21 protein-coding genes are annotated in these 17,352 nt (G+C 64.7%); 12 read left to right on the forward strand and 9 right to left on the reverse strand.

Going from position 1 to position 17,352, the window contains the following annotated elements; translation table 11 throughout:
• Nucleotides 1–103: 103 nt before the first annotated feature.
• A complete protein-coding gene (locus TZ00_RS10705; protein WP_152631166.1) occupies nucleotides 104–655 on the reverse strand; it encodes a TetR/AcrR family transcriptional regulator in 552 nt (183 codons plus the stop codon).
• 274 nt (nucleotides 656–929) lie between these two features.
• Here TZ00_RS10705 and TZ00_RS10710 point away from each other — a divergent pair, with 274 nt between their 5' ends.
• Nucleotides 930–1,871 carry an aldo/keto reductase gene (locus TZ00_RS10710; RefSeq protein ID WP_044441640.1) on the forward strand — a complete coding sequence of 314 codons (942 nt, stop codon included), beginning with the start codon at nucleotides 930–932 and terminating at the stop codon, nucleotides 1,869–1,871.
• Here the strand turns inward: TZ00_RS10710 and TZ00_RS10715 are convergent.
• Nucleotides 1,868–3,286: a protein kinase domain-containing protein gene (locus tag TZ00_RS10715; protein ID WP_044441642.1), complete on the reverse strand. Its 1,419-nt coding sequence runs from the start codon at nucleotides 3,284–3,286 to the stop codon at nucleotides 1,868–1,870. The genes TZ00_RS10710 and TZ00_RS10715 overlap by 4 nt on opposite strands.
• Before the next feature lie 208 nt (nucleotides 3,287–3,494).
• On the opposite strand from TZ00_RS10715, the gene TZ00_RS10720 reads away from it, so the two are divergent.
• Both TZ00_RS10720 and TZ00_RS10725 read left to right on the forward strand, forming a co-directional pair.
• The gene (locus TZ00_RS10720) at nucleotides 3,495–4,001 is read left to right on the forward strand and encodes a GNAT family N-acetyltransferase (RefSeq protein ID WP_044441644.1); all 507 of its coding nucleotides are present in this window, start codon (nucleotides 3,495–3,497) and stop codon (nucleotides 3,999–4,001) included.
• 54 nt (nucleotides 4,002–4,055) lie between these two features.
• A complete protein-coding gene (locus tag TZ00_RS10725) occupies nucleotides 4,056–4,628 on the forward strand; it encodes a DUF6328 family protein (protein WP_174436069.1) in 573 nt (190 codons plus the stop codon).
• Here the strand turns inward: TZ00_RS10725 and TZ00_RS10730 are convergent.
• From TZ00_RS10730 to TZ00_RS10745, 4 genes are all read right to left on the reverse strand, one after another.
• Entirely contained in the window at nucleotides 4,574–5,779 is a 1,206-nt protein-coding gene (locus TZ00_RS10730; protein WP_044441647.1) for a DNA alkylation repair protein, read from the reverse strand. The two genes, TZ00_RS10725 and TZ00_RS10730, sit on opposite strands and share 55 nt — an antisense overlap.
• A gap of 4 nt (nucleotides 5,780–5,783) precedes the next feature.
• Nucleotides 5,784–6,806, reverse strand: a complete 1,023-nt coding sequence (locus TZ00_RS18905; protein WP_052521488.1) for an HNH endonuclease signature motif containing protein — start codon at nucleotides 6,804–6,806, stop codon at nucleotides 5,784–5,786.
• Nucleotides 6,807–7,239: 433 nt separating this feature from the next.
• Nucleotides 7,240–7,545, reverse strand: coding sequence for an SHOCT domain-containing protein (locus tag TZ00_RS10740; protein ID WP_044441649.1), 306 nt, complete (start codon nucleotides 7,543–7,545; stop codon nucleotides 7,240–7,242).
• Nucleotides 7,546–7,626: 81 nt separating this feature from the next.
• Nucleotides 7,627–7,983, reverse strand: a complete 357-nt coding sequence (locus tag TZ00_RS10745) for a hypothetical protein (RefSeq protein ID WP_044441651.1) — start codon at nucleotides 7,981–7,983, stop codon at nucleotides 7,627–7,629.
• A 54-nt stretch (nucleotides 7,984–8,037) separates the two neighbouring features.
• Between TZ00_RS10745 and TZ00_RS10750 the strand changes: the two genes are divergently transcribed.
• Nucleotides 8,038–8,844: a thymidylate synthase gene (locus TZ00_RS10750; protein WP_044441653.1), complete on the forward strand. Its 807-nt coding sequence runs from the start codon at nucleotides 8,038–8,040 to the stop codon at nucleotides 8,842–8,844.
• Entirely contained in the window at nucleotides 8,841–9,344 is a 504-nt protein-coding gene (locus TZ00_RS10755; protein ID WP_044441655.1) for a dihydrofolate reductase, read from the forward strand. The genes TZ00_RS10750 and TZ00_RS10755 overlap by 4 nt, the downstream gene beginning before the upstream one ends.
• Before the next feature lie 27 nt (nucleotides 9,345–9,371).
• Here the strand turns inward: TZ00_RS10755 and TZ00_RS10760 are convergent, their stop codons facing one another.
• Complete coding sequence (locus TZ00_RS10760; RefSeq protein WP_044441658.1) at nucleotides 9,372–10,691, reverse strand: MFS transporter; 1,320 nt, start codon at nucleotides 10,689–10,691, stop codon at nucleotides 9,372–9,374.
• Between the two features lie 51 nt (nucleotides 10,692–10,742).
• On the opposite strand from TZ00_RS10760, the gene TZ00_RS10765 reads away from it, so the two are divergent.
• Together TZ00_RS10765 and TZ00_RS10770 are read left to right on the forward strand one after the other, a co-directional pair.
• A complete protein-coding gene (locus TZ00_RS10765; protein ID WP_044441660.1) occupies nucleotides 10,743–11,849 on the forward strand; it encodes an AI-2E family transporter in 1,107 nt (368 codons plus the stop codon).
• 120 nt (nucleotides 11,850–11,969) lie between these two features.
• Complete coding sequence (locus TZ00_RS10770; protein ID WP_044441662.1) at nucleotides 11,970–12,533, forward strand: manganese efflux pump MntP; 564 nt, start codon at nucleotides 11,970–11,972, stop codon at nucleotides 12,531–12,533.
• 35 nt (nucleotides 12,534–12,568) lie between these two features.
• On the opposite strand, the gene TZ00_RS10775 is transcribed toward TZ00_RS10770, so the two are convergent.
• Nucleotides 12,569–13,048, reverse strand: coding sequence for a PPOX class F420-dependent oxidoreductase (locus TZ00_RS10775; protein ID WP_044441664.1), 480 nt, complete (start codon nucleotides 13,046–13,048; stop codon nucleotides 12,569–12,571).
• 9 nt (nucleotides 13,049–13,057) lie between these two features.
• Entirely contained in the window at nucleotides 13,058–13,615 is a 558-nt protein-coding gene (locus tag TZ00_RS10780) for a CGNR zinc finger domain-containing protein (protein ID WP_152631167.1), read from the reverse strand.
• Nucleotides 13,616–13,687: 72 nt separating this feature from the next.
• On the opposite strand from TZ00_RS10780, the gene TZ00_RS10785 reads away from it, so the two are divergent.
• The 5 genes from TZ00_RS10785 to TZ00_RS10810 all read left to right on the forward strand — a co-directional run bounded on the left by TZ00_RS10785 (nucleotide 13,688) and on the right by TZ00_RS10810 (nucleotide 17,291).
• Complete coding sequence (locus TZ00_RS10785; protein ID WP_044441666.1) at nucleotides 13,688–14,662, forward strand: DMT family transporter; 975 nt, start codon at nucleotides 13,688–13,690, stop codon at nucleotides 14,660–14,662.
• 109 nt (nucleotides 14,663–14,771) lie between these two features.
• The gene (locus tag TZ00_RS18910) at nucleotides 14,772–15,794 is read left to right on the forward strand and encodes a hypothetical protein (protein WP_052521489.1); all 1,023 of its coding nucleotides are present in this window, start codon (nucleotides 14,772–14,774) and stop codon (nucleotides 15,792–15,794) included.
• A gap of 100 nt (nucleotides 15,795–15,894) precedes the next feature.
• Nucleotides 15,895–16,293: a hypothetical protein gene (locus TZ00_RS10800; RefSeq protein WP_044441668.1), complete on the forward strand. Its 399-nt coding sequence runs from the start codon at nucleotides 15,895–15,897 to the stop codon at nucleotides 16,291–16,293.
• Nucleotides 16,294–16,353: 60 nt separating this feature from the next.
• Entirely contained in the window at nucleotides 16,354–16,791 is a 438-nt protein-coding gene (locus TZ00_RS10805; protein ID WP_044441670.1) for an SRPBCC family protein, read from the forward strand.
• Nucleotides 16,791–17,291 carry a DNA alkylation repair protein gene (locus tag TZ00_RS10810; RefSeq protein ID WP_238579659.1) on the forward strand — a complete coding sequence of 167 codons (501 nt, stop codon included), beginning with the start codon at nucleotides 16,791–16,793 and terminating at the stop codon, nucleotides 17,289–17,291. Before TZ00_RS10805 ends, TZ00_RS10810 begins: the two co-directional genes overlap by 1 nt.
• Nucleotides 17,292–17,352: the final 61 nt, after the last annotated feature.

Genomic DNA, 17,352 nt, shown 5'->3' on the forward strand with positions numbered 1-17,352 from the left:
GGCAAGGCGGGAGCTGGTACTCCTGCTTTGGCCAATCGTAGATCGCGGCCTGACACGTCAGACAGCCGCATTAATGAGGACACGCCGAGCGGCGTGGCCATCTTCAGTTGGAGGAGCCCGTTTCGCCCGGTCCGACCAGCTCGACGGCGACGTCCGCAAGGCGCTCGATCAGCTCGTCGGAGGCGGGCTTATGCAGCACGAGCTCGCTGAAATACACAGGCCCAACGAGCTCGGCAAACTGCTCGGTCGTTACCGGTCCCACCAATTCGCGCAGCTGCTCGAGGCGCTTGTCGCTCATGTCGTCCATCGACGCCACAGCTTTGTCTTCCTGGGTTGCGTGGTGAATCAGCGACGTCAGCGCGACCTTGGTGATGGGTTCGTGGATGCCGTCGCGCACGTTGGTGAGGAAGTGCACCACTCGTTCGCGGGTCGTCAGGCCCTCCGGGTCGAACCCGTCGGCGCCCGGGGCGAGGCTGACGGCTTCGCTGATGACCTGCTCGATCGTGCCCCAGTGCACGTAGAGCGTGCGGCGGGAGACCTCAGCCTCTTTGGCGAGGCTGCTCAAGGTGATGGTCTCGCCATTGCGCTCGGAGAGCATGCGGCGCGTGGTCTCGAGGACATGCAGGCGGGTTCTTTTGATTCGAGGATCAGTCACAAAAGTAATGATAGGCGGTGCGTATTCTTTGCAGCATCCGCTTGACTCAGATGACTAGAGGCTGTAAGTAAATTCTAAGATTTCGCCATTACCGTCAGTTTGTCTCCAGGGGAAGTGTGAAGGAACTGGTAGGCAGGGTTTTCACCCATGGAATCACCCTGTGAGCGCTGACTATGCAGCCAGGCTCGCGTGATGCGCCGCGAACCCTGCGGATTCAGCAAACGGGATACGATCTGTTAAATACACTGTGTTTTGTTAAGTCAAGGAGCCCATCGTGGTCGAAATAGGTTCATCGGATCTCGCCATCTTTCCCCTCGCCCTCGGTGGCAATACCTTCGGTTGGACCAGCGATGAGGCGTCATCACGCGACGTGCTCGACGCCTTCGTGGCAGGCGGTGGCGATCTCATTGATACGGCCGACGGCTACTCGGCCTGGGTTCCCGGCAACACTGGGGGCGAATCGGAGTCGATCATCGGCCGGTGGATGGCAGATCGGGGCAACCGGTCCGACGTCGTCATCTCGACCAAAGTGAGTCAACACCCCGAATTCCGGGGACTCTCGGCGTCCAATGTCGCTGCAGCCGCCGATGCGAGTCTCGCTCGGCTGGGCACCGACTACATCGACCTGTACTACGCGCACTTCGACGATGTGAACACGCCACTCGAAGAGACGGTCGCCGCGTTCGATGCGCTGGTCGCGGCCGGCAAGATTCGCTACGTTGGCATATCGAACTTCTCTGCCGAGCGTGTGTCGGAGTGGGTGGGCATCGCGAGGCGCAACGGTTTCGCGGCGCCGGTGGCGCTTCAGCCCCACTACAACCTCGTGCATCGATCCGACTTCGAGAAGACCCTCGCACCCGTCGCCGAGCGCGCACAGCTGGGTGTTCTTCCGTACTTCGGGCTCGCCGCCGGGTTCCTCACCGGCAAGTACCGCACCAGCGCCGATCTCGAAAAGAGCAGTCGCGGCGCCGGTGCGAAGGGCTATCTGAATGACGAAGGTCTGGGCGTGGTGTCGGCGCTGGCGACGATTGCGGATGCGCGAGGCGCGGCGATTGCGAGCGTCGCTTTGGCCTGGTTGCTGGCTCGTCCGACCGTGGTCGCGCCGATCGCCAGTGCTCGAACGCTCACTCAGCTGCCTGATCTGCTCGAGGGCGCACGCCTCGAGCTGACGGGCCCGGAGATCGCCCTTCTCGACCAGGCGTCTGCCGGGTTCTAGGCCTGAACTGAGGGCACTGCCCGGGCGGGCTCAACGGGCTCGGCCTTGCCCGAGACGCGCCGGAGTTCGAGGCGCAGCTCGAGTTCGCTCATGACCATAGCGGCGAGGTCGCCGAGCGTCTCCAGGTCTTGCGCGGTCGTTTTTCGCGGCTCGAAGTCGAGAACGCAGAGCGTGCCGAGGTTGTGCCCGTCGCGAGTGGTCAGGGGAACCCCGGCGTAGAAGCGCAGTCCGAATTCACCGGCCACGAGGGGATTCGCCATCGCCCGCGGATCGAATGTGGCGTCATCCACGACCCATGCCTCGCCGCCGAGGATCGCGGACGCGCAAAGGCCGGCGTCCCTGCCGATCTCGGAGATCTCGAGTCCGTGATGCGACTTGAACCAGATGCGGTCGAAGTCGACGATGCTGACGATGGCCACGGGCACATTGAAGAGTCGGGCGGCCAGGGCGGTGATGTGGTCGAAGGCGCCGTCGGGCGGGGTGTCGAGCACGTCGTAACGTCGGACGGCCGCGAGCCGAGTCGCCTCGTCGCTGGGCAGCACGCCCGCGTCGGGTGCGCTGTGTCGACCGGAGTCCGTGAGGAAGGCGCGGCGGAAGAACAGGATGATCTCGCCCAAGGCCGGTCTGTCGGCTGCGATGCGCGACGTCATGCCAGTGAGCAGAATGCGCCACTCCACGGGCAGGTCATCGGGAACGTCGGGGTCGTCGATGAGGCGCGCCATCGCCGCCTGAAGCTTCGGCCCGCTGAATGAGGGCACCCCGCTCAGACATTCGAGAAGGACGAGCCCGAGCGAATACACGTCGCTTGCCGGCCCGAGCGCCTCGCCCCGTGCCTGTTCCGGGCTGAGGTATGCGGCTGTGCCGGTGGCAGAACCCTCGCTGGCGGGCAGGCCGTTGCGCGATTGTGCGATGCCGAAATCGGCCAGCTTGGCGCGGGTGCGCACGCCGTGACTCGTGTATTCGGCCAGCAGAATGTTCGCAGGCTTCACGTCGCGGTGCACCACGCCGTGGTGGTGCGCGTACTCGAGCCCCTCAGCGAGGTCGTAAGCGAGCTGGGCGACCTGGCGTCGCCCCAGCGGACCGTCGATGAGAGCCTCCTTGAGGTTCTTGCCCTCGACAAGTTCCATCACCAGGAATCGGCGCGGGTTCTCGGGATCAGTACGGTCGATCCCGGCGTCGTGGAGTGTCACCAGGCTCGGGTGATTCAGGCTGGCCAGCACGGCGAGCTCGTGGTGCTGTCGGGCGAGTTCCTCGGTATTCGCCGGCGCCGGTTCGAAGAGTTTCACGGCTACGTCGCGGCCGAGTAATTGGTCGTGGGCCCGGTAGACCGAGGCCATGCCGCCTTTGCCGACGAACGAATCGATGCGGTACCTGTCGTGCAGCACCGAGTATGGATGTAACGCGGTCTCGCTCATCGTGCAGCCCCCATCCCCCGTGGATGCCGTCCACCCCTCTATGTGATGGTAGATGCGGATCCGATGGAACCTCACCAATGAAGCCAGGGGTTGACGAGCGGTGTGCACCCGTGCTGCGGCGGACGCAATCGCTTCCTACGCACATGGTGCATCCGGCGAGGGCGCCGCACAAGCGCGAAACACCCCTTTTCTTTGCGAAGATTGTCTGATGCCCGAAAAGATCGAACTCGAAATTCACCATGTCGCCTGGTCTGACCCGCGTGCGATCGCCCTTCGCGACGTTATGGATGCGGAGATGCAGGTGCGGTACGGTCTCTCAAGCCCGGCCGACGCTGAGCTCTCGGAGGCCATCCACCGTGCCCTCGCAGTCGACGAGTCGACCGTCGTCGACACGGTGCTGCTCGTCGATGACGGCGTGCCCGTGGCCCATGCCGCCCTGCGGATGCTGCAGACGGATTCGGGCTCGGAATGGGAAGTCAAGAGGGTCATCGTCGACGGCACACGACGCGGACAGGGCCTGGGTCGCGCGTTGATGAACGAGATCGTCGAGATCGCTCGCCGAGGGGGCGCGCGGCGCGTCATCTTGCAGTCGGGAGACCGTCAGCCCGAGGCGGTCGGTCTTTACGCCGGCCTCGGGTTTACGCCCATTCCCGTCTATGCCCCTTACGCGGACGTTATGCCGCAGTCGTTGTGTTTCGAATTGATTCTTCGCTGATCTGATGCGCGCTTGTCGGTACTCTGACGGCAGGGCAAGGCATGAGGAGTGATCGTGGACACGAAGAATGACCGTGATGATCTGGATGCCGACGCGAACGACGGACGCCACGAGACGATGGCCGAGAGACTCGACCGCAACTGGGAGGAGATCCTTCAGGAGCTGCGTGTCATCCAGACCGGAACGCAGATTCTCACGGGCTTTCTTCTCGCCGCTGTCTTTCAGAGCAGGTTCAGCGACCTCGACGACTACCAGAAGATCGTTTATGCCTCGCTCGTCGTCGCCAGCATCTTGACGACGGTGATGGGCCTCGCACCCGTGAGCCTCCACCGCATCCTGTTTCGGCAGCACGCGAAGGCCACGATCGTGCGCACGACCGACCGTTTTCTGCAGATCATCATGGCGGGCGTCGCGTTGACGTTGGCCGGAACGGCCATGCTCATCTTCGACTTCGTCTTCGGCCGTGTCGGCGGCGTCGTTGCCGGAGTCAGCGTTCTGTTGATTATCACTGTGCTATGGGTGGTGGTGCCTCGCCGCCTGCGCTCGCGCTTCTTGTTGGGCGCGGGCGCCGATCAACTCGGCGCAAGCTCCGGCGGGATCTCGACCTCGAAGGCGCGTCGCGAGTAGCGCCGCCCGTTGATCTGCAGTTCTATCAGGTGCGTGCCCGCGTAGTGAACACGGGTGGTCATCTGGTGGATGGCGTGCCTCTTGTGCACGTCGAGCGTTTCGCCGGCCTGCAGCTCTCGAGTGCTCAGCTTGAAGACTTTCTCGGCCAGCGCGCCAGAGCTCTTGACGTAGGAGACGGCGTAATCGATCGCCAGCCTCACGGGGGCGTCGCCTTCGTTGGTGACGGTGAACGAGAAGTCGAGTGAGCCCGGCAGAACGACCGTTTCGTGAGCGACGGTCATCGGCGAGACCTGCACCGTGGCGTCGGAGAACCCCATCAGTGCCAAGGCGTCGGGGTCGGCTCTCTTCACCAGCGTTCGCAGCCCGTGCCGCACAACCCAGGTCGTGTTCTCATCGGGTTCCTCAAGCCAGCGCGCCGCCGTCTGAACGACCAATTTCGGATTCTGCCGACTGAGATCGTTGAGATGGTTCGCAACCGATCGTCGCACGTAGTCGCTCGGGTCCGCCCGCAGCGCGTCGAGTATCGGCACGGTTCTTTCGGGTGACGAGGTAAGCGCAGCGACGCGCACCGCCCACGGCAGGAACGGGCGAGTTCCCTCGCTGGCGAGTCGGCGCACGTGCTCGTCGTGGTTGGCGGTCCAGGGCAGGATGTTCGTCACGGCGCGATCGAGGTCCGCTGCCAGAAACCGCCGGATCGCGAACTCCGCGGTGAGCCGCGGGGTGAGCTCGGCCAGCAGCGTGAGTCCGTCGTCGAAACGGGCGTACGTCTCGCGCGAATCGCTCGACCACCCGCGAAGTGCGGCTGTGGTGACCGCCTCCGATACCGGCCAGATCATCCATCCAGTGAAGTCGGGAGAGCGGAGCGCCCGTCGGATCGTGGCGGCAAGCCGGCCATAACTCGGGTCGTCTTGGGCATCGGAGCCCCAGCGGCCGTCGCGAACCGAGCCAACTGTCTGGCCTCCGGATCGAAGTGCGTTGTCGCGCAGGATCGCCTCCGCGACGAGGTCGCTCCGCGCTCGCAGCTGCAGGCCGTCGACACGCTGGGCCGACTCTTCTACCGTGACCCAGGGGTTCGCGCCATCTGCCTCGCCAAGGAGTCCGGCCAAGCTCAGAACCGTATTCCTATTGATCAGCTCGTTCATCACACCCATGTCGTCACGCTACTCGGCTCGGCGAGGATGCTGGACCGCGCACAGGGCCAGGCTCACTGTGCTCGATGGGGTGCGCCGTTGCCCGAAACCTGAGCCGGATGGGTTTCTGCTCTGGGTCTTGATCAGGCGGTGGTGTGAGCCAGTAGTCGTGTTCGTAGCGCTGTTTGACGTGCTGCCCGGTCGACGAGGGCGGCGTGGTTCGGCCGATGGACCATCCGTGGTTGTGAAGTTGTTGGTGATGGTAACGGCAGAGAAGAACGCCGTCTCTGATGTTGGTCTTGCCATGCTGTGCCCAGTGGTCGATGTGATGCGCTTCGCACATGGATGGAGGTTTGTCGCACCCGTTCCAGACGCACCCGCCCTGCAGGGTGGCGAGGACGACTCTCTGCGCAGGTGTGAAGAGCCTGACGTCTCTGCCGAGATCGAGCGGCGATCCATTGCTATTGGTAACGACCGGTGCGTAGCCGGTGTCACAGATGAGCCGGTCAACGGTGCGTTTGGTGACGGGGTAGCGGGATCCTTCGATGAATGCCACGCCGTTGTCATCGGGTCGCCCGAGTTCGCTCGCGGTGATGATGACCTGCACGCTCGGCCGCTTGCGAGCGAGGATGGCGTTGTCGTCGAGCTCGGCTCCTGCTTTGAGCAGGCTGATCAGTGCGGAAGCGCGGATCTGCTCGGTGCTGCGCGGGTCATCGATGATCGATCGGGCACCTTCGGGCGCGGCTGCGAAGCGCGGCCCGCCGATACGAGGCCCGAGGATCAGATCGAGGGTGGTCTTCACCCAGGCTCCATCTTCGGGGGCGAAATCGGCGCGCAGGTGCACCATTCCGTCGCGGGACATCCAGACTTTTGCTTCCTGCTGCGACTGCAGAGCGTTCTCGTTTGCGGCCACGCTGTCGCGGTCGAGGAGGGCGCGGGCCTGACGGGCATCGCGGAATACCGTCTCGGGTGAATCGTCGGCGTGCAGCAGGTCGAGCAGTCGAGCAGTCGTCGGCCGCTTCGGAAGTGCCACGCGCAGCGTGGTCATTCGCAGAGTCGACGCTCGTCTCAGCCGCCTGCATAAGACTTTTGCCCAGCCGGTCAATCTTGCGTGCTTCGGCTTTGCTGGTGCCGGCAGGCGCGGCGATCAAGCCCTGCGGATTCACGTACCCTTCGGATTTGGCCATGCCGGTGCCGCCCGCTTCGGCGTGCGATCGACGATTGATCTCTGCGGCACCGAGGGCCAGGGCGCGCTCAGTCTCGTGTCGAAGTCGCCCAGCAGACACCATGAACCGCTTTAAATCTGAAGAACTCAACAATGAGAGGTCGGAGGTCGCATGCATATTCGACATGCGAGGCACGAGGTCTCGCAGCGTATCGAATATATGTTCCATGCATCTATGGTACTGGTTATGATTACATAGAACAAGTGTTCGAATAGATCAATTTGGGCGAGGCTGGCGCCGGCGCCTGACGGTTCGCTACAGCTGAGCCAGCAGTCGTGAACGGGCGGCGTCGTACTCGTCGTTGCTGATGGTTCCAGCCGAGCAAAGCTGCTCGATCTTCTCGAGCCGTGCCTCGACACTCGGCTGCGAACTCAGCGCATCGCTGTCGAGCAGCTTCGTGGCGATGTCGCTCTGCAGTGTGAGCGGGTTGTGACCGGCGCGTCTCACGCGCGAAGCGTTGACGAACACGCTCACGATCACGTAGACGAACACCACGGCAATGAAGCCTCCGATGACCCAGAAGACGATGGGCATGAATCCGGACATGTCGCTCTCGGGCATGATTTTTCCCTTCTCCCTATGAGCAACCCTCCTGCCGATCAGCCCCGAACGGGGGTCATACGGAGGGAACTCGGAGGAAGTTCAGGCGTCGATGATCGCGATGAATCGCGAGCCGATGCCGTCGAGTTCGCTGCGCTTGAGCCCATCGGCAGGCAACGGAATGTCGCCGATGCTGTGGTGGTCGCACGTCAGATAGGTGAACTCGGGCCACCACTTCTTCGGCCTGACAGACTCCTCGAATCCGCACACGTCGCATCTCAGCTGAACCCATACGGCTTTCTTGCCCGTGCGATTCGCCCGCGATTGCGCCAGCCACGGCGGCGGATTGTCGTTCATCTCCGCCAGCTCGGTCTCGGAGATCTTCGCGGCCATGCCGTGCTTGCGCGCCATCTCCATCGAGATGTCAAGGCGGAGGGCGGCTTCTCGTCGAGTGATCATCGTTGACAACGATAGTTCGTTCCGATCGTCTGCCCGTTGGATTAAGCTCGCAGGGTGCCCACACATCACACTCCGTACGAAGACCTGCTGCGCCACACCCTCGAGACGGGGGCCATCAAGTCCGATCGCACGGGCACCGGTACGACGAGCGTGTTCGGCGCCCAGCTCCGCTTCGACCTGAGCGAGGGCTTTCCGCTGATCACCACCAAGCGGGTGCACTTCAAGTCCATCGCCTACGAGCTGCTGTGGTTCCTGCGCGGCGAGAGCAATGTGGGCTGGCTGCGCGAGAACGGCGTCACTATCTGGGACGAGTGGGCAGACGCCGACGGTGAGCTCGGTCCCGTCTACGGTGTTCAGTGGCGTTCGTGGCCCACCCCGTCGGGCGGCCATATCGACCAGATCGCACAGGTCATCGAGACGCTGAAGACCGACCCAGACTCGCGGCGCATCATCGTGTCGGCATGGAACGTCGCCGAGATCCCCGAGATGGCCCTGGCCCCGTGCCACGCTCTCTTCCAGTTCTACGTAGCCGACGGCAAGCTGTCATGCCAGCTCTACCAGCGCAGCGCCGACCTCTTCCTGGGTGTTCCGTTCAACATCGCGAGCTACGCGCTGCTGACCCACATGGTCGCTCAGCAGACAGGCCTCGAGGTGGGCGACTTCATCTGGACGGGTGGCGACTGCCACATCTACGACAACCATCGAGAGCAGGTCACCGAGCAGCTCACCCGCGAGCCCTATGCGCTGCCCACGCTGCGCGTCACGCGCACTCCCGACAGCATCTTCGACTACAGCTACGACGATTTCGAGATCGTCGACTACGTGCACCACCCCGCGATCAAGGCTCCTGTCGCCGTATGAGCATCGCGCTCATCTGGGCCGAGGCGCGCGGGGGAGTCATCGGCGACGGTGGCACGATCCCCTGGCACGTTCCCGAAGACCTCGCGCACTTCAAGGAGCTGACTCTGGGTGGCACGGTCGTCATGGGGCGCCGCACCTGGCAGTCCCTCCCCGAGAGGTTCCGGCCTCTGGTCGGCCGTCGCAACGTCGTCGTGACCCGCGATCGCGACTTCGCCGCCGCGGGTGCCGAAGTCGGGCATTCGCTCGACGAGGTTCTGGATGCGTCGGTTCGCGACGAGTCGTCGGCTCCCGTCTGGGTGATCGGCGGCGGCGACATCTATGCGCAGTCGCTGGCGCGCGCATCCCGGCTCGAGATCACCGAGGTCGATCTCGACATCGCGGGCGATACGAGGGCGCCTAGGATCGACCCGGCCCTGTGGGCCGTTGCTCACGAGACCGACTGGCTCGAGTCACGCACGGGCATCCGCTACCGCTTCGTGAGCCACTCGCGGCGCCGTTAGCACCCACCGCGCCCCTCGCGCGACTACTCAATCAGCGCGATTGGGCGAGCTGCGATGCCAGTCGTCCTCGAGCATTCGGGGCCTTGCGACCACTCTGCCCGCGAGGCCCACGACCGCGAGGGTGAGCAGCAGAAAGGCGAGGGGCGCGGTCCAGCCGCCGGAGAGCTCGTGCAGCACGCCGACCACCAGCGGGCCGAGCGCGCCGAGGGCATATCCGATGCCCTGGGTGAACCCGCTGAGCGCGACGGTTCCCTCGGGCGTGCGACTCCGGAGTCCGACCAGAACGAGTACGAGCGGAAACGTCAGTGGGCCGGCGCCGACGAGAGCTACCCAGAGCCAAGGAAGCGCCGCCGGGGCGAGCAGCAGCCCGGCATAGCCGGCCGCGAAGCAGACGAATCCGAGCGCGATCAGCGGCGCCACCGAACGCATGCGGCTCGCGAGAATCGGCACGAGAAGCGAGAACGGGATGCCCATGCCCGCGTAGAGCGAGAGCAGAATGCCGGCCTGCGCGGGCGACACCCCGGCGATGTCGATGAGGATCTCGGGGAGCCACGCGAATGCGGCGTACACGTTCAGGCTGGTGGCGCCGAACAGCAGGCCCATCGACCAGGCCAACCGCGAGCGCCAGACTTGGCCGACGAGGGTCGGCGAGACCTCCGGCAGCAGCTCGGCGTCGAAAGGCGATTCGGATGCCGCGGGCGCGGCCGCCGCTGTCGCCGCCCGCGCCGCCGCGGAAGTCGCCCGGCGGTCGCGCATCCAGAGCGTGAGCCAGGGGATGATCGCCACAGCGGCCAGCGCGGCCCACATCGAGACGCTGACGCGCCATCCGAGCGAATCGGCGATGGGCACGGCGACGAGCGGTGGGATCAGACTGAACAACGCCATGATCGTGACGTACATCGAGGTGAGCGTGCCGATGGACGCCGGAAAGTATTTCTTGACGACGGGTGGAAGCACCACGTTCGCGACGCCCATGCCGGCGAAGGTGAGCACGCTCGCCAGGGCGAGGACGGCGTAGTTCGGCGCGAGACCGCGGGCGAGGTGACCGATCAGGATGGCGCACAACGCCGCGATCAGCAGGGTCTCGAGGCGCAGGTGCCGCTTCAGAACGGGGGCGAGCAGCCCGAAGACGGCGAAACAGAGAGGGGGAAGGGTTCCCAGCAGGCCAACGCCCACGCTGTCGACGGGAACGTCGACGCTGATCTGGGTGAAGATCGGTGACAACGCGGCCACGGCGGTGCGAAGGTTGACGGCGACGAGAACGATGCCGACGAGAGCGAGCGCTCGGCCTCCTGCTCGCGCAGCGGTGGCCGACGCCCCGTTCGGAGGAGGTGGGCTGGTCGACACTGGCCAAGTCTAGGGGGGTGACCGGATCTGATCTTTCCCTATGGTGGGTGTATGACCGTTCCCTCCGGCGAGCCCCCGGCCGCTCCGACTCTGCGTTCCCTGCTCACTGACAAGATGGGTGCGCTGGCCATCCGCAGCGGCCAGATCATCATCGTTCTGGCGTTGGCCGTCGTCATCGTGTTCGCGCTTGTGCAGCTCAAGCTCGTGGTGATTCCCGTGCTGATCGCGCTCATCATCGCGGCGGCCGCGTCTCCGATCATGGGGTTCCTCAAGAACCGTGGCATGTCGGCGATTCTGGCCACCTGGCTCACGCTGCTGGCCGGAATCCTGGTGATCGGCGGCCTGATCACCCTCATCGTCTTCGCCGTGCGCGGGCAGTGGGACACTCTGGCGTCATCGGCCAAGGATGGCCTCGATCAGCTGCAGGACTTCATCACCACCGGCCCCATTCCGATCGATGCATCGCAGATCGAGTCGGTCAAGCAGGCGCTCATCGACTTCGCGACGAGCAGTCAGGCCGGATCGGGTGCGCTCGCCGGGGCGTCCGTCGTCGGTGAACTGGCCACGGGTGCTGCGCTGGCCATCGTGATCCTGTTCTTCTTCCTCAAAGACGGACCCGTTATCTGGGCATTCTTCCTGCGCCCCTTCCGCGGCCACCGCAAGGCCCGCGGCGTGCGGATCGGGGCCACCGCGGTGCGCGTGCTCGGCGGCTACGTTCGGGGAACGGCCATCATCGCCTTCGTTGATGCAGCCGGAATCGGCATCGGCCTCGCGATCCTCGGCGTTCCCCTGGCGTTGCCGCTCGCCGTGATCGTCTTCGTCACCGCGTTCATCCCGATCGTGGGTGCGACCGCCGCAGGAATTCTGGCCGCCCTCGTCGCTCTCGTGGCGAACGGGCCGCTGGTCGCCCTGATCGTGGTCATCATCGTCGTGGTCGTCAATCAGCTCGAGGGCAACTTCCTCCAACCCGTGGTCATGGCGCAGTCGCTGAAGCTGCACCCCCTCGTGATATTGGTCGCCCTCACCGCCGGAACGATCCTCGGGGGCATCACCGGGGCCGTGCTCGCGGTGCCGATCGCCGCCGTCGGATGGGCCATCGTCAAGACGTGGAACGACGATGCGCCAGCGCCCGCATCTGCACCGGCGCCCGTCGATTAGGTGGCCCGAAAAGCCGTGAATCCGGGCTTTTCGGCCGTGGGCGGATAAGCCGGCTGGCATCCTTGAATCCTCAACGGCGAGCAGTACATCGTTCGTTCGTCGTGAAAGGTCACACATCGCATGGCCCTCTGGTCTATCTTCTTCGTCGCGCTCGGAGTCTCGGCTGATGCATTCGCTGTCGCCCTCGGCAAGGGCCTGCACATGCGCCGTTTCAACCTGCGCAACGCGCTCATCATTGCCACGGCCTTCGGCCTGTTTCAGGCGATCATGCCCGTCATCGGCTGGTTTCTGGGCACGCAGTTCGCGTCGTACATCACCGGTATCGACCACTGGATCGCGTTCGTACTACTCGCGCTGATCGGCGGCAAGATGCTGTGGGAGGCCTTCTCGAACCCGGATGACAAGGAGGTCGACGACAGGCTGAAGATCAGAGAACTCCTGGTGCTCTCGGTGGCCACGAGCATCGACGCGCTTGCGGTAGGCCTATCGTTCGCGTTCCTTGCGATCTCGATCACCGAGACGGCCGTGCTCATCGGAGTGACGACGTTCGTGCTCACCTTCGCGGGGATCGTGATCGGGCACCGGGCGGGCCTGAAGTTCCGGCGTCCGGCAGAGATCGCGGGTGGTCTCATCCTCATCCTCATCGGCGCGCGGATTCTGCTCGAGCACCTCGGCGTCTTCTGATCCTCGCGGCGGCTGGTGCTCTGCGGCGGCCCAGCTCAGGCTCCGTCGAGGCGCGCGGCGACGTCTGCCGGGAATCCTCCGGTGGAGATCGGGCTCCAGCGCGTGGGCGTGATGCGCAGCAATGACTTGTTCTGGATGGCCATGGCGGCCCGGTACTCCTGCCAGTCGGGGTGTTCTCCAGAGATACTGCGGTAGTAGTCGACCAGTGCATCGGCGGCCTCGGGCATGTGCAGCACCTCCGCGTCGCCGTCGACTTGGATCCACGCGTCGTTCCAGTCGTCGGAGAGCACGAGTACCGATGCGGCCGATCTGCGTTCGGCGTTGCGGGTCTTAGCCCGGCCGGGGTACGTCGAGATGACGATGCGACCCAGATCGTCGACCCCTCCTGAAACCGGCGACATCTGGGGCCGGCCGTCGGCGCGCGTCGTTGCGACGAGCATCCGGTGTCGAGGGCGCACGAAATCGAGCATTCCGTCGCGGTCGACGGTGGTGTTGGTGGAGACGGTTCTGGCCATGCGACAAGGCTAGGCGCTGCCTGCCGCTGCCCGCTCGCGGAACGCGATCATGTTCACTCGATTGCCGCAGCGCACGCTGCAGAACCTTTTCGAACCGTTGCGTGACAGGTCGGCGAAAATGCCCTCGCAGTCGGGGGCCCCGCACGAGCGCAGGCGCGTCATCTCATCGGTGCGGATCACGTCGACGAACGCCAGCGACGCCTCGCTCAGGATGCGATCGGCCAGGGGTTCGTCGTCCTCCGACGCGTGCAGGTGCCAGTCGAAGGCGTCGTGCCGCACCAGCTGGGGGAGTGCCCTCGTCTGCCGGAGCATCTCGTTGACCTCGTCGGCCGCCGCGTCACGCTCCAGGCTCCAGACGTAACGCAGTCGGGTCCGCGCGCGGTGAACGTCGGCGAGTTCCCTCTCGTCGCGGTCGAACCGCCCGGTGAAGCCGTGGGCGTCGAGAAGCTCTGTCAATTGGGTCGGCGTGGCGATCTCGTCGGTGCCGCTGCGAGACGCGGAGGTGACCGTGTTGCCGAGTGCCACGATGAACGCCAGGATGTCTTCGGTGTCAGGGGCTAAATGCAAATTGACTCCTTACTCATTCTGAGACTAGCGTCTCGATTACGAAGCATCAACAGCGGTTCGAAAGGGAATGCCATGCCACGGTCTCAGACCTCAGCCGGTCTGATCATCGCCGTCATCGCCGCGGCAACGTTCGGAGGCTCCGGCGCCCTTGCGAAGCCGTTGCTCGAGTCAGGCTGGAGCCCCGCTGCCGCGGTCACCGCTCGCGCGCTCGTGGGCGGCGTCGTGCTCGCTCCCGTCGCCGTCATGATGCTGCGCGGCCGCTGGTCGGCACTGTGGCGCTCACGGGGTCGCGTGCTCGCCATGGCCCTCATCGGCGTCGCGGGAACCCAGCTTCTCTACTTCGCAGCGATCCAGCGCATCCCTGTGGGGACCGGCATTCTCATCGAGTACATGGCGCCGCTGCTGCTCGTCGCCTTCGCGTGGGCGCGCACGCGCCGGATGCCCAAGGCCGTCGTTCTCGTCGGTTCTGTCGTTGCGCTCGTCGGCCTGGTGATGGTCGTGTCGCCGGGCGGCACGGCGAGTCTCGACGCGCTCGGACTGGCGCTCGCCGTCGCCGCCATGGTCGGATGCGCCATCTACTATGTGGTCGCGGCACAGCCCGACGACGGCCTTCCCCCGGTGGCCCTGGCGGCCGCCGGCCTTCTGCTCGGTGGACTCGCGCTCGGCGCCGTTGGACTCACCGGGCTGGTTCCATTCACTGTCACATTCGGCGATGTCGCTCTCTTCGGCAACGCGGCGCCCTGGTGGATCCCGCTGTTGCTCGTCGGGGTCGTCTCGACTGGCATCGCCTATGCGGCGAGCATCACCGCCACCCAGATGCTCGGCTCGAGGCTCGCATCGTTCGTCGGTCTGCTCGAAGTCGTCGCCGCCACGTTCTATGCCTGGCTCCTCCTGGGCGAGCAGCTGACTCTGCCTCAGCTGCTCGGAGGCGTGCTGATCCTCGTCGGAATCGGGTTCGTTCGAAGTGAGAAGACGGATGCGCCGATCGAGCCGGCCTCGGTAGACCGCACTGCGCCGGCCCCAATCGGGGTGCAGCGGCACCTCTGACCGGGCATGGGGAGTTGTGCCCATATGCTTCGGCGAGCCACCCGAATACCCTTGGAGCACGGTCGAGCGTAGGGTTCGAGCCCCGGTCAACAGAGGTGGTGCGTGGTCGATGTCTGCTTTTTTCGGTGCCGATGTCGGCGAGCTCCGTGAGTTCGCTCGTCTCGTCGACGCGAGTGCACGTCAGCTCGACGGGATCCAATCGAACCTGACTGGACAGCTCGCGGCCTCGCGATGGATCGGACCGGACGGCACGACCTTCGTCGCTGCGTGGCACGGTCAACACCGACCGAATCTGGCGCGAGCGGGTTCGATTCTTGCCGCAGTGGCGGCAGCCGTACTCAGGAATGCAGACGAGCAGGATTCGGCGAGCGCGTCAGATGGCGCCTCGGGATCCGGCACGACTCCCACGCAGGCGATACCAGCCTCATTCGATGGCGCAGCTTCCGACCCCGGGGGTTCGACGACGGCCGACGGCACCTACACGATCGGGCCGCCGAGCCGGCCCGACATCACGTGGGACGAGGATTTCGAGTACGACTCGAAAGATTCGAACTTCTCCGATTTCGGCGCGGCGGCGAAGTGGAAGTCGATGATGGCAGCTGCCCGCCTGGCCAGGTGGGATCTCGGCGATGCGCTCGACGCCTACGATCACTACTGGTCGAACACCGGAGACCCGTGGCACTTCGATTACGATTCTGCAGCGCAGTCGGATCCTGCGATCTCGCGCAACGTCGATGCGGAGATATCTCGGAGCCAGGCCGCCGCAGAGGAGTTCATCGCCTCGGGCCAGGGAGACTTCTCGTTCACTGGTGCGCCGTCTGGCGGCGAGTATCCCGAGACAGAGAACTGGCAGAAAGCGATCGGTGCATACCAGCAGTGGAGTAGCGCTGATGTGTCTGTATCCGGCAACCAGGCGACGATGACGGTAACCGTGCACGCCGAGGATCACTACAACTTCAACCGGGGCCAGAATGACATCGCGTCTGGAGCGTCAGACGACGAGAACGGTCGTTTCACTGAGATCGGCTGGGCCAAGCCCTTCGACAGCTCAGGCTCCGTAACGCGCACCATTACGTGGACGATCGGAGATCCGTCGTCGACGGTGGTGCAGGATGAACCAGATGAGAGATAGAGCACTTCTGAGCGTCGCATTCGCCGTTGTATTCAGCACGGCGATCGTCGGATGTCAGAGCACATCGAACCCCAGCCCTCGAGACCCATCGGAGACCCGGATGTCCACTGAAGAAGCTGTTGTCCGCTCCGGCACAGGCGAACTCCGAACAGACCTGGAGCCGTTGCAGAAACGATTCCCTCCCTTTGCCGAGGCGGAGTCCGCAACGTGGATGTCGGGCACGCTCGGCGACTCGGGAGTTCCCGGGCCGAGTACGTACTGGATCGATGCCATCGTGCTGCTGCCCCAAGACGAATTCGATCGGCTTCGTCAGAGCGTGGGCGATGTCGTATCCACATCATCTCCGACGCTCGTCGACGGTCTCGACGGTGCGTTGCCGCAGGGCCAGCTGGTGTCCGGCGCTGACCTCGACGCCCTGTTCTCGACGAGCCCTTATCAGAGCGAGGTCTACCTCGATGAGGCAACGCGCCAGGTCGTGCTCCGGTCGATCTTCGAGTGACACCGCTCGGGCGAACCGGGTAGTGTCCACTTCAGATCAGCACTGACGAGGAGCACCACCATGGCAGAACTCAGCATCACCCGTTCATTCGCAGCAACGCCGCAAGCGGTCTTCGACGCATGGACCGATCCCGAGAAATTCGCGGTGTGGTTCGGCACCGACGGTGTCGATGTGCCGGCCGAGACCCTGTCGATGGATGTCCGCCCCGGAGGCTCGTGGAACGCAGTCATGAAGCTGCCTGACGACACCTCGATCAGCTGGGTGGGCGAGTACCTCGAGGTCGACGCCCCGACCCATCTCGTTTTGACGATCACCGACAACCCCGCGCTTGACGCGCGCGGTGTGATCACGGTCGACCTTGCAGAGGTCGCCGGCGGTACCGAGATGTCCATGAAGCAGGAGTCTCCGGGCTTCGATCAGGGCCAGCTCGACCAGACCGTGATCGGTTACAACGCGTTCTTCGATGTGATGAGTACCCTGGTCGCCGAGAGCGAGTAGTGGCGTCGCAGCGCATAGTCGAAGCCTGCGAGCTCGTTGACGAGGCGTTGCAGAACGAGTCGTCGTGGCAGCGCGCCGAGGAACATCGCGCTCGTTTCGGCGGCGGCGGCCGCTACTACGGCACATCGGTCGGTGCGATCCGAGCGAGTCTTCGTGACACCCTGCGCCGATTTCCCGAACTCACGCACGACGAGATCACCGCCCTGAGCTCGCTGCTCTGGGCGGCTGACGTATACGAGCGGAGGCTCGCGGCTGTCATCCTTCTTCAGAGCCGCCTCGACGTGCTCATCGTGTCCGACCTCACGAGGCTTGAGGGCTTCCTGCGATCGAGTGCTGTCGACGAACTCTCCTTCGTGCTCGCGCGCGATGTGATTCGCCCTCTCGTTCTCTCGCTTGGAGACCGGGATCGTGCGCGCGCTGAATCGGTCGTCGCCCGTTGGTCAGAGAGCGAGAGTCCCGGTCTTCGCCGTGCCGCGCAGATCGCGGCGGCCGATTCCTGAGTGTTTGCCGACCGCGGAACATCCGACGGGGTGCGCCGGTTCTACCTCATGACCGCGGCAG

This window comes from Agreia bicolorata, assembly GCF_000938265.1.
Taxonomy (GTDB): Bacteria; Actinomycetota; Actinomycetes; order Actinomycetales; family Microbacteriaceae; genus Agreia; species Agreia bicolorata.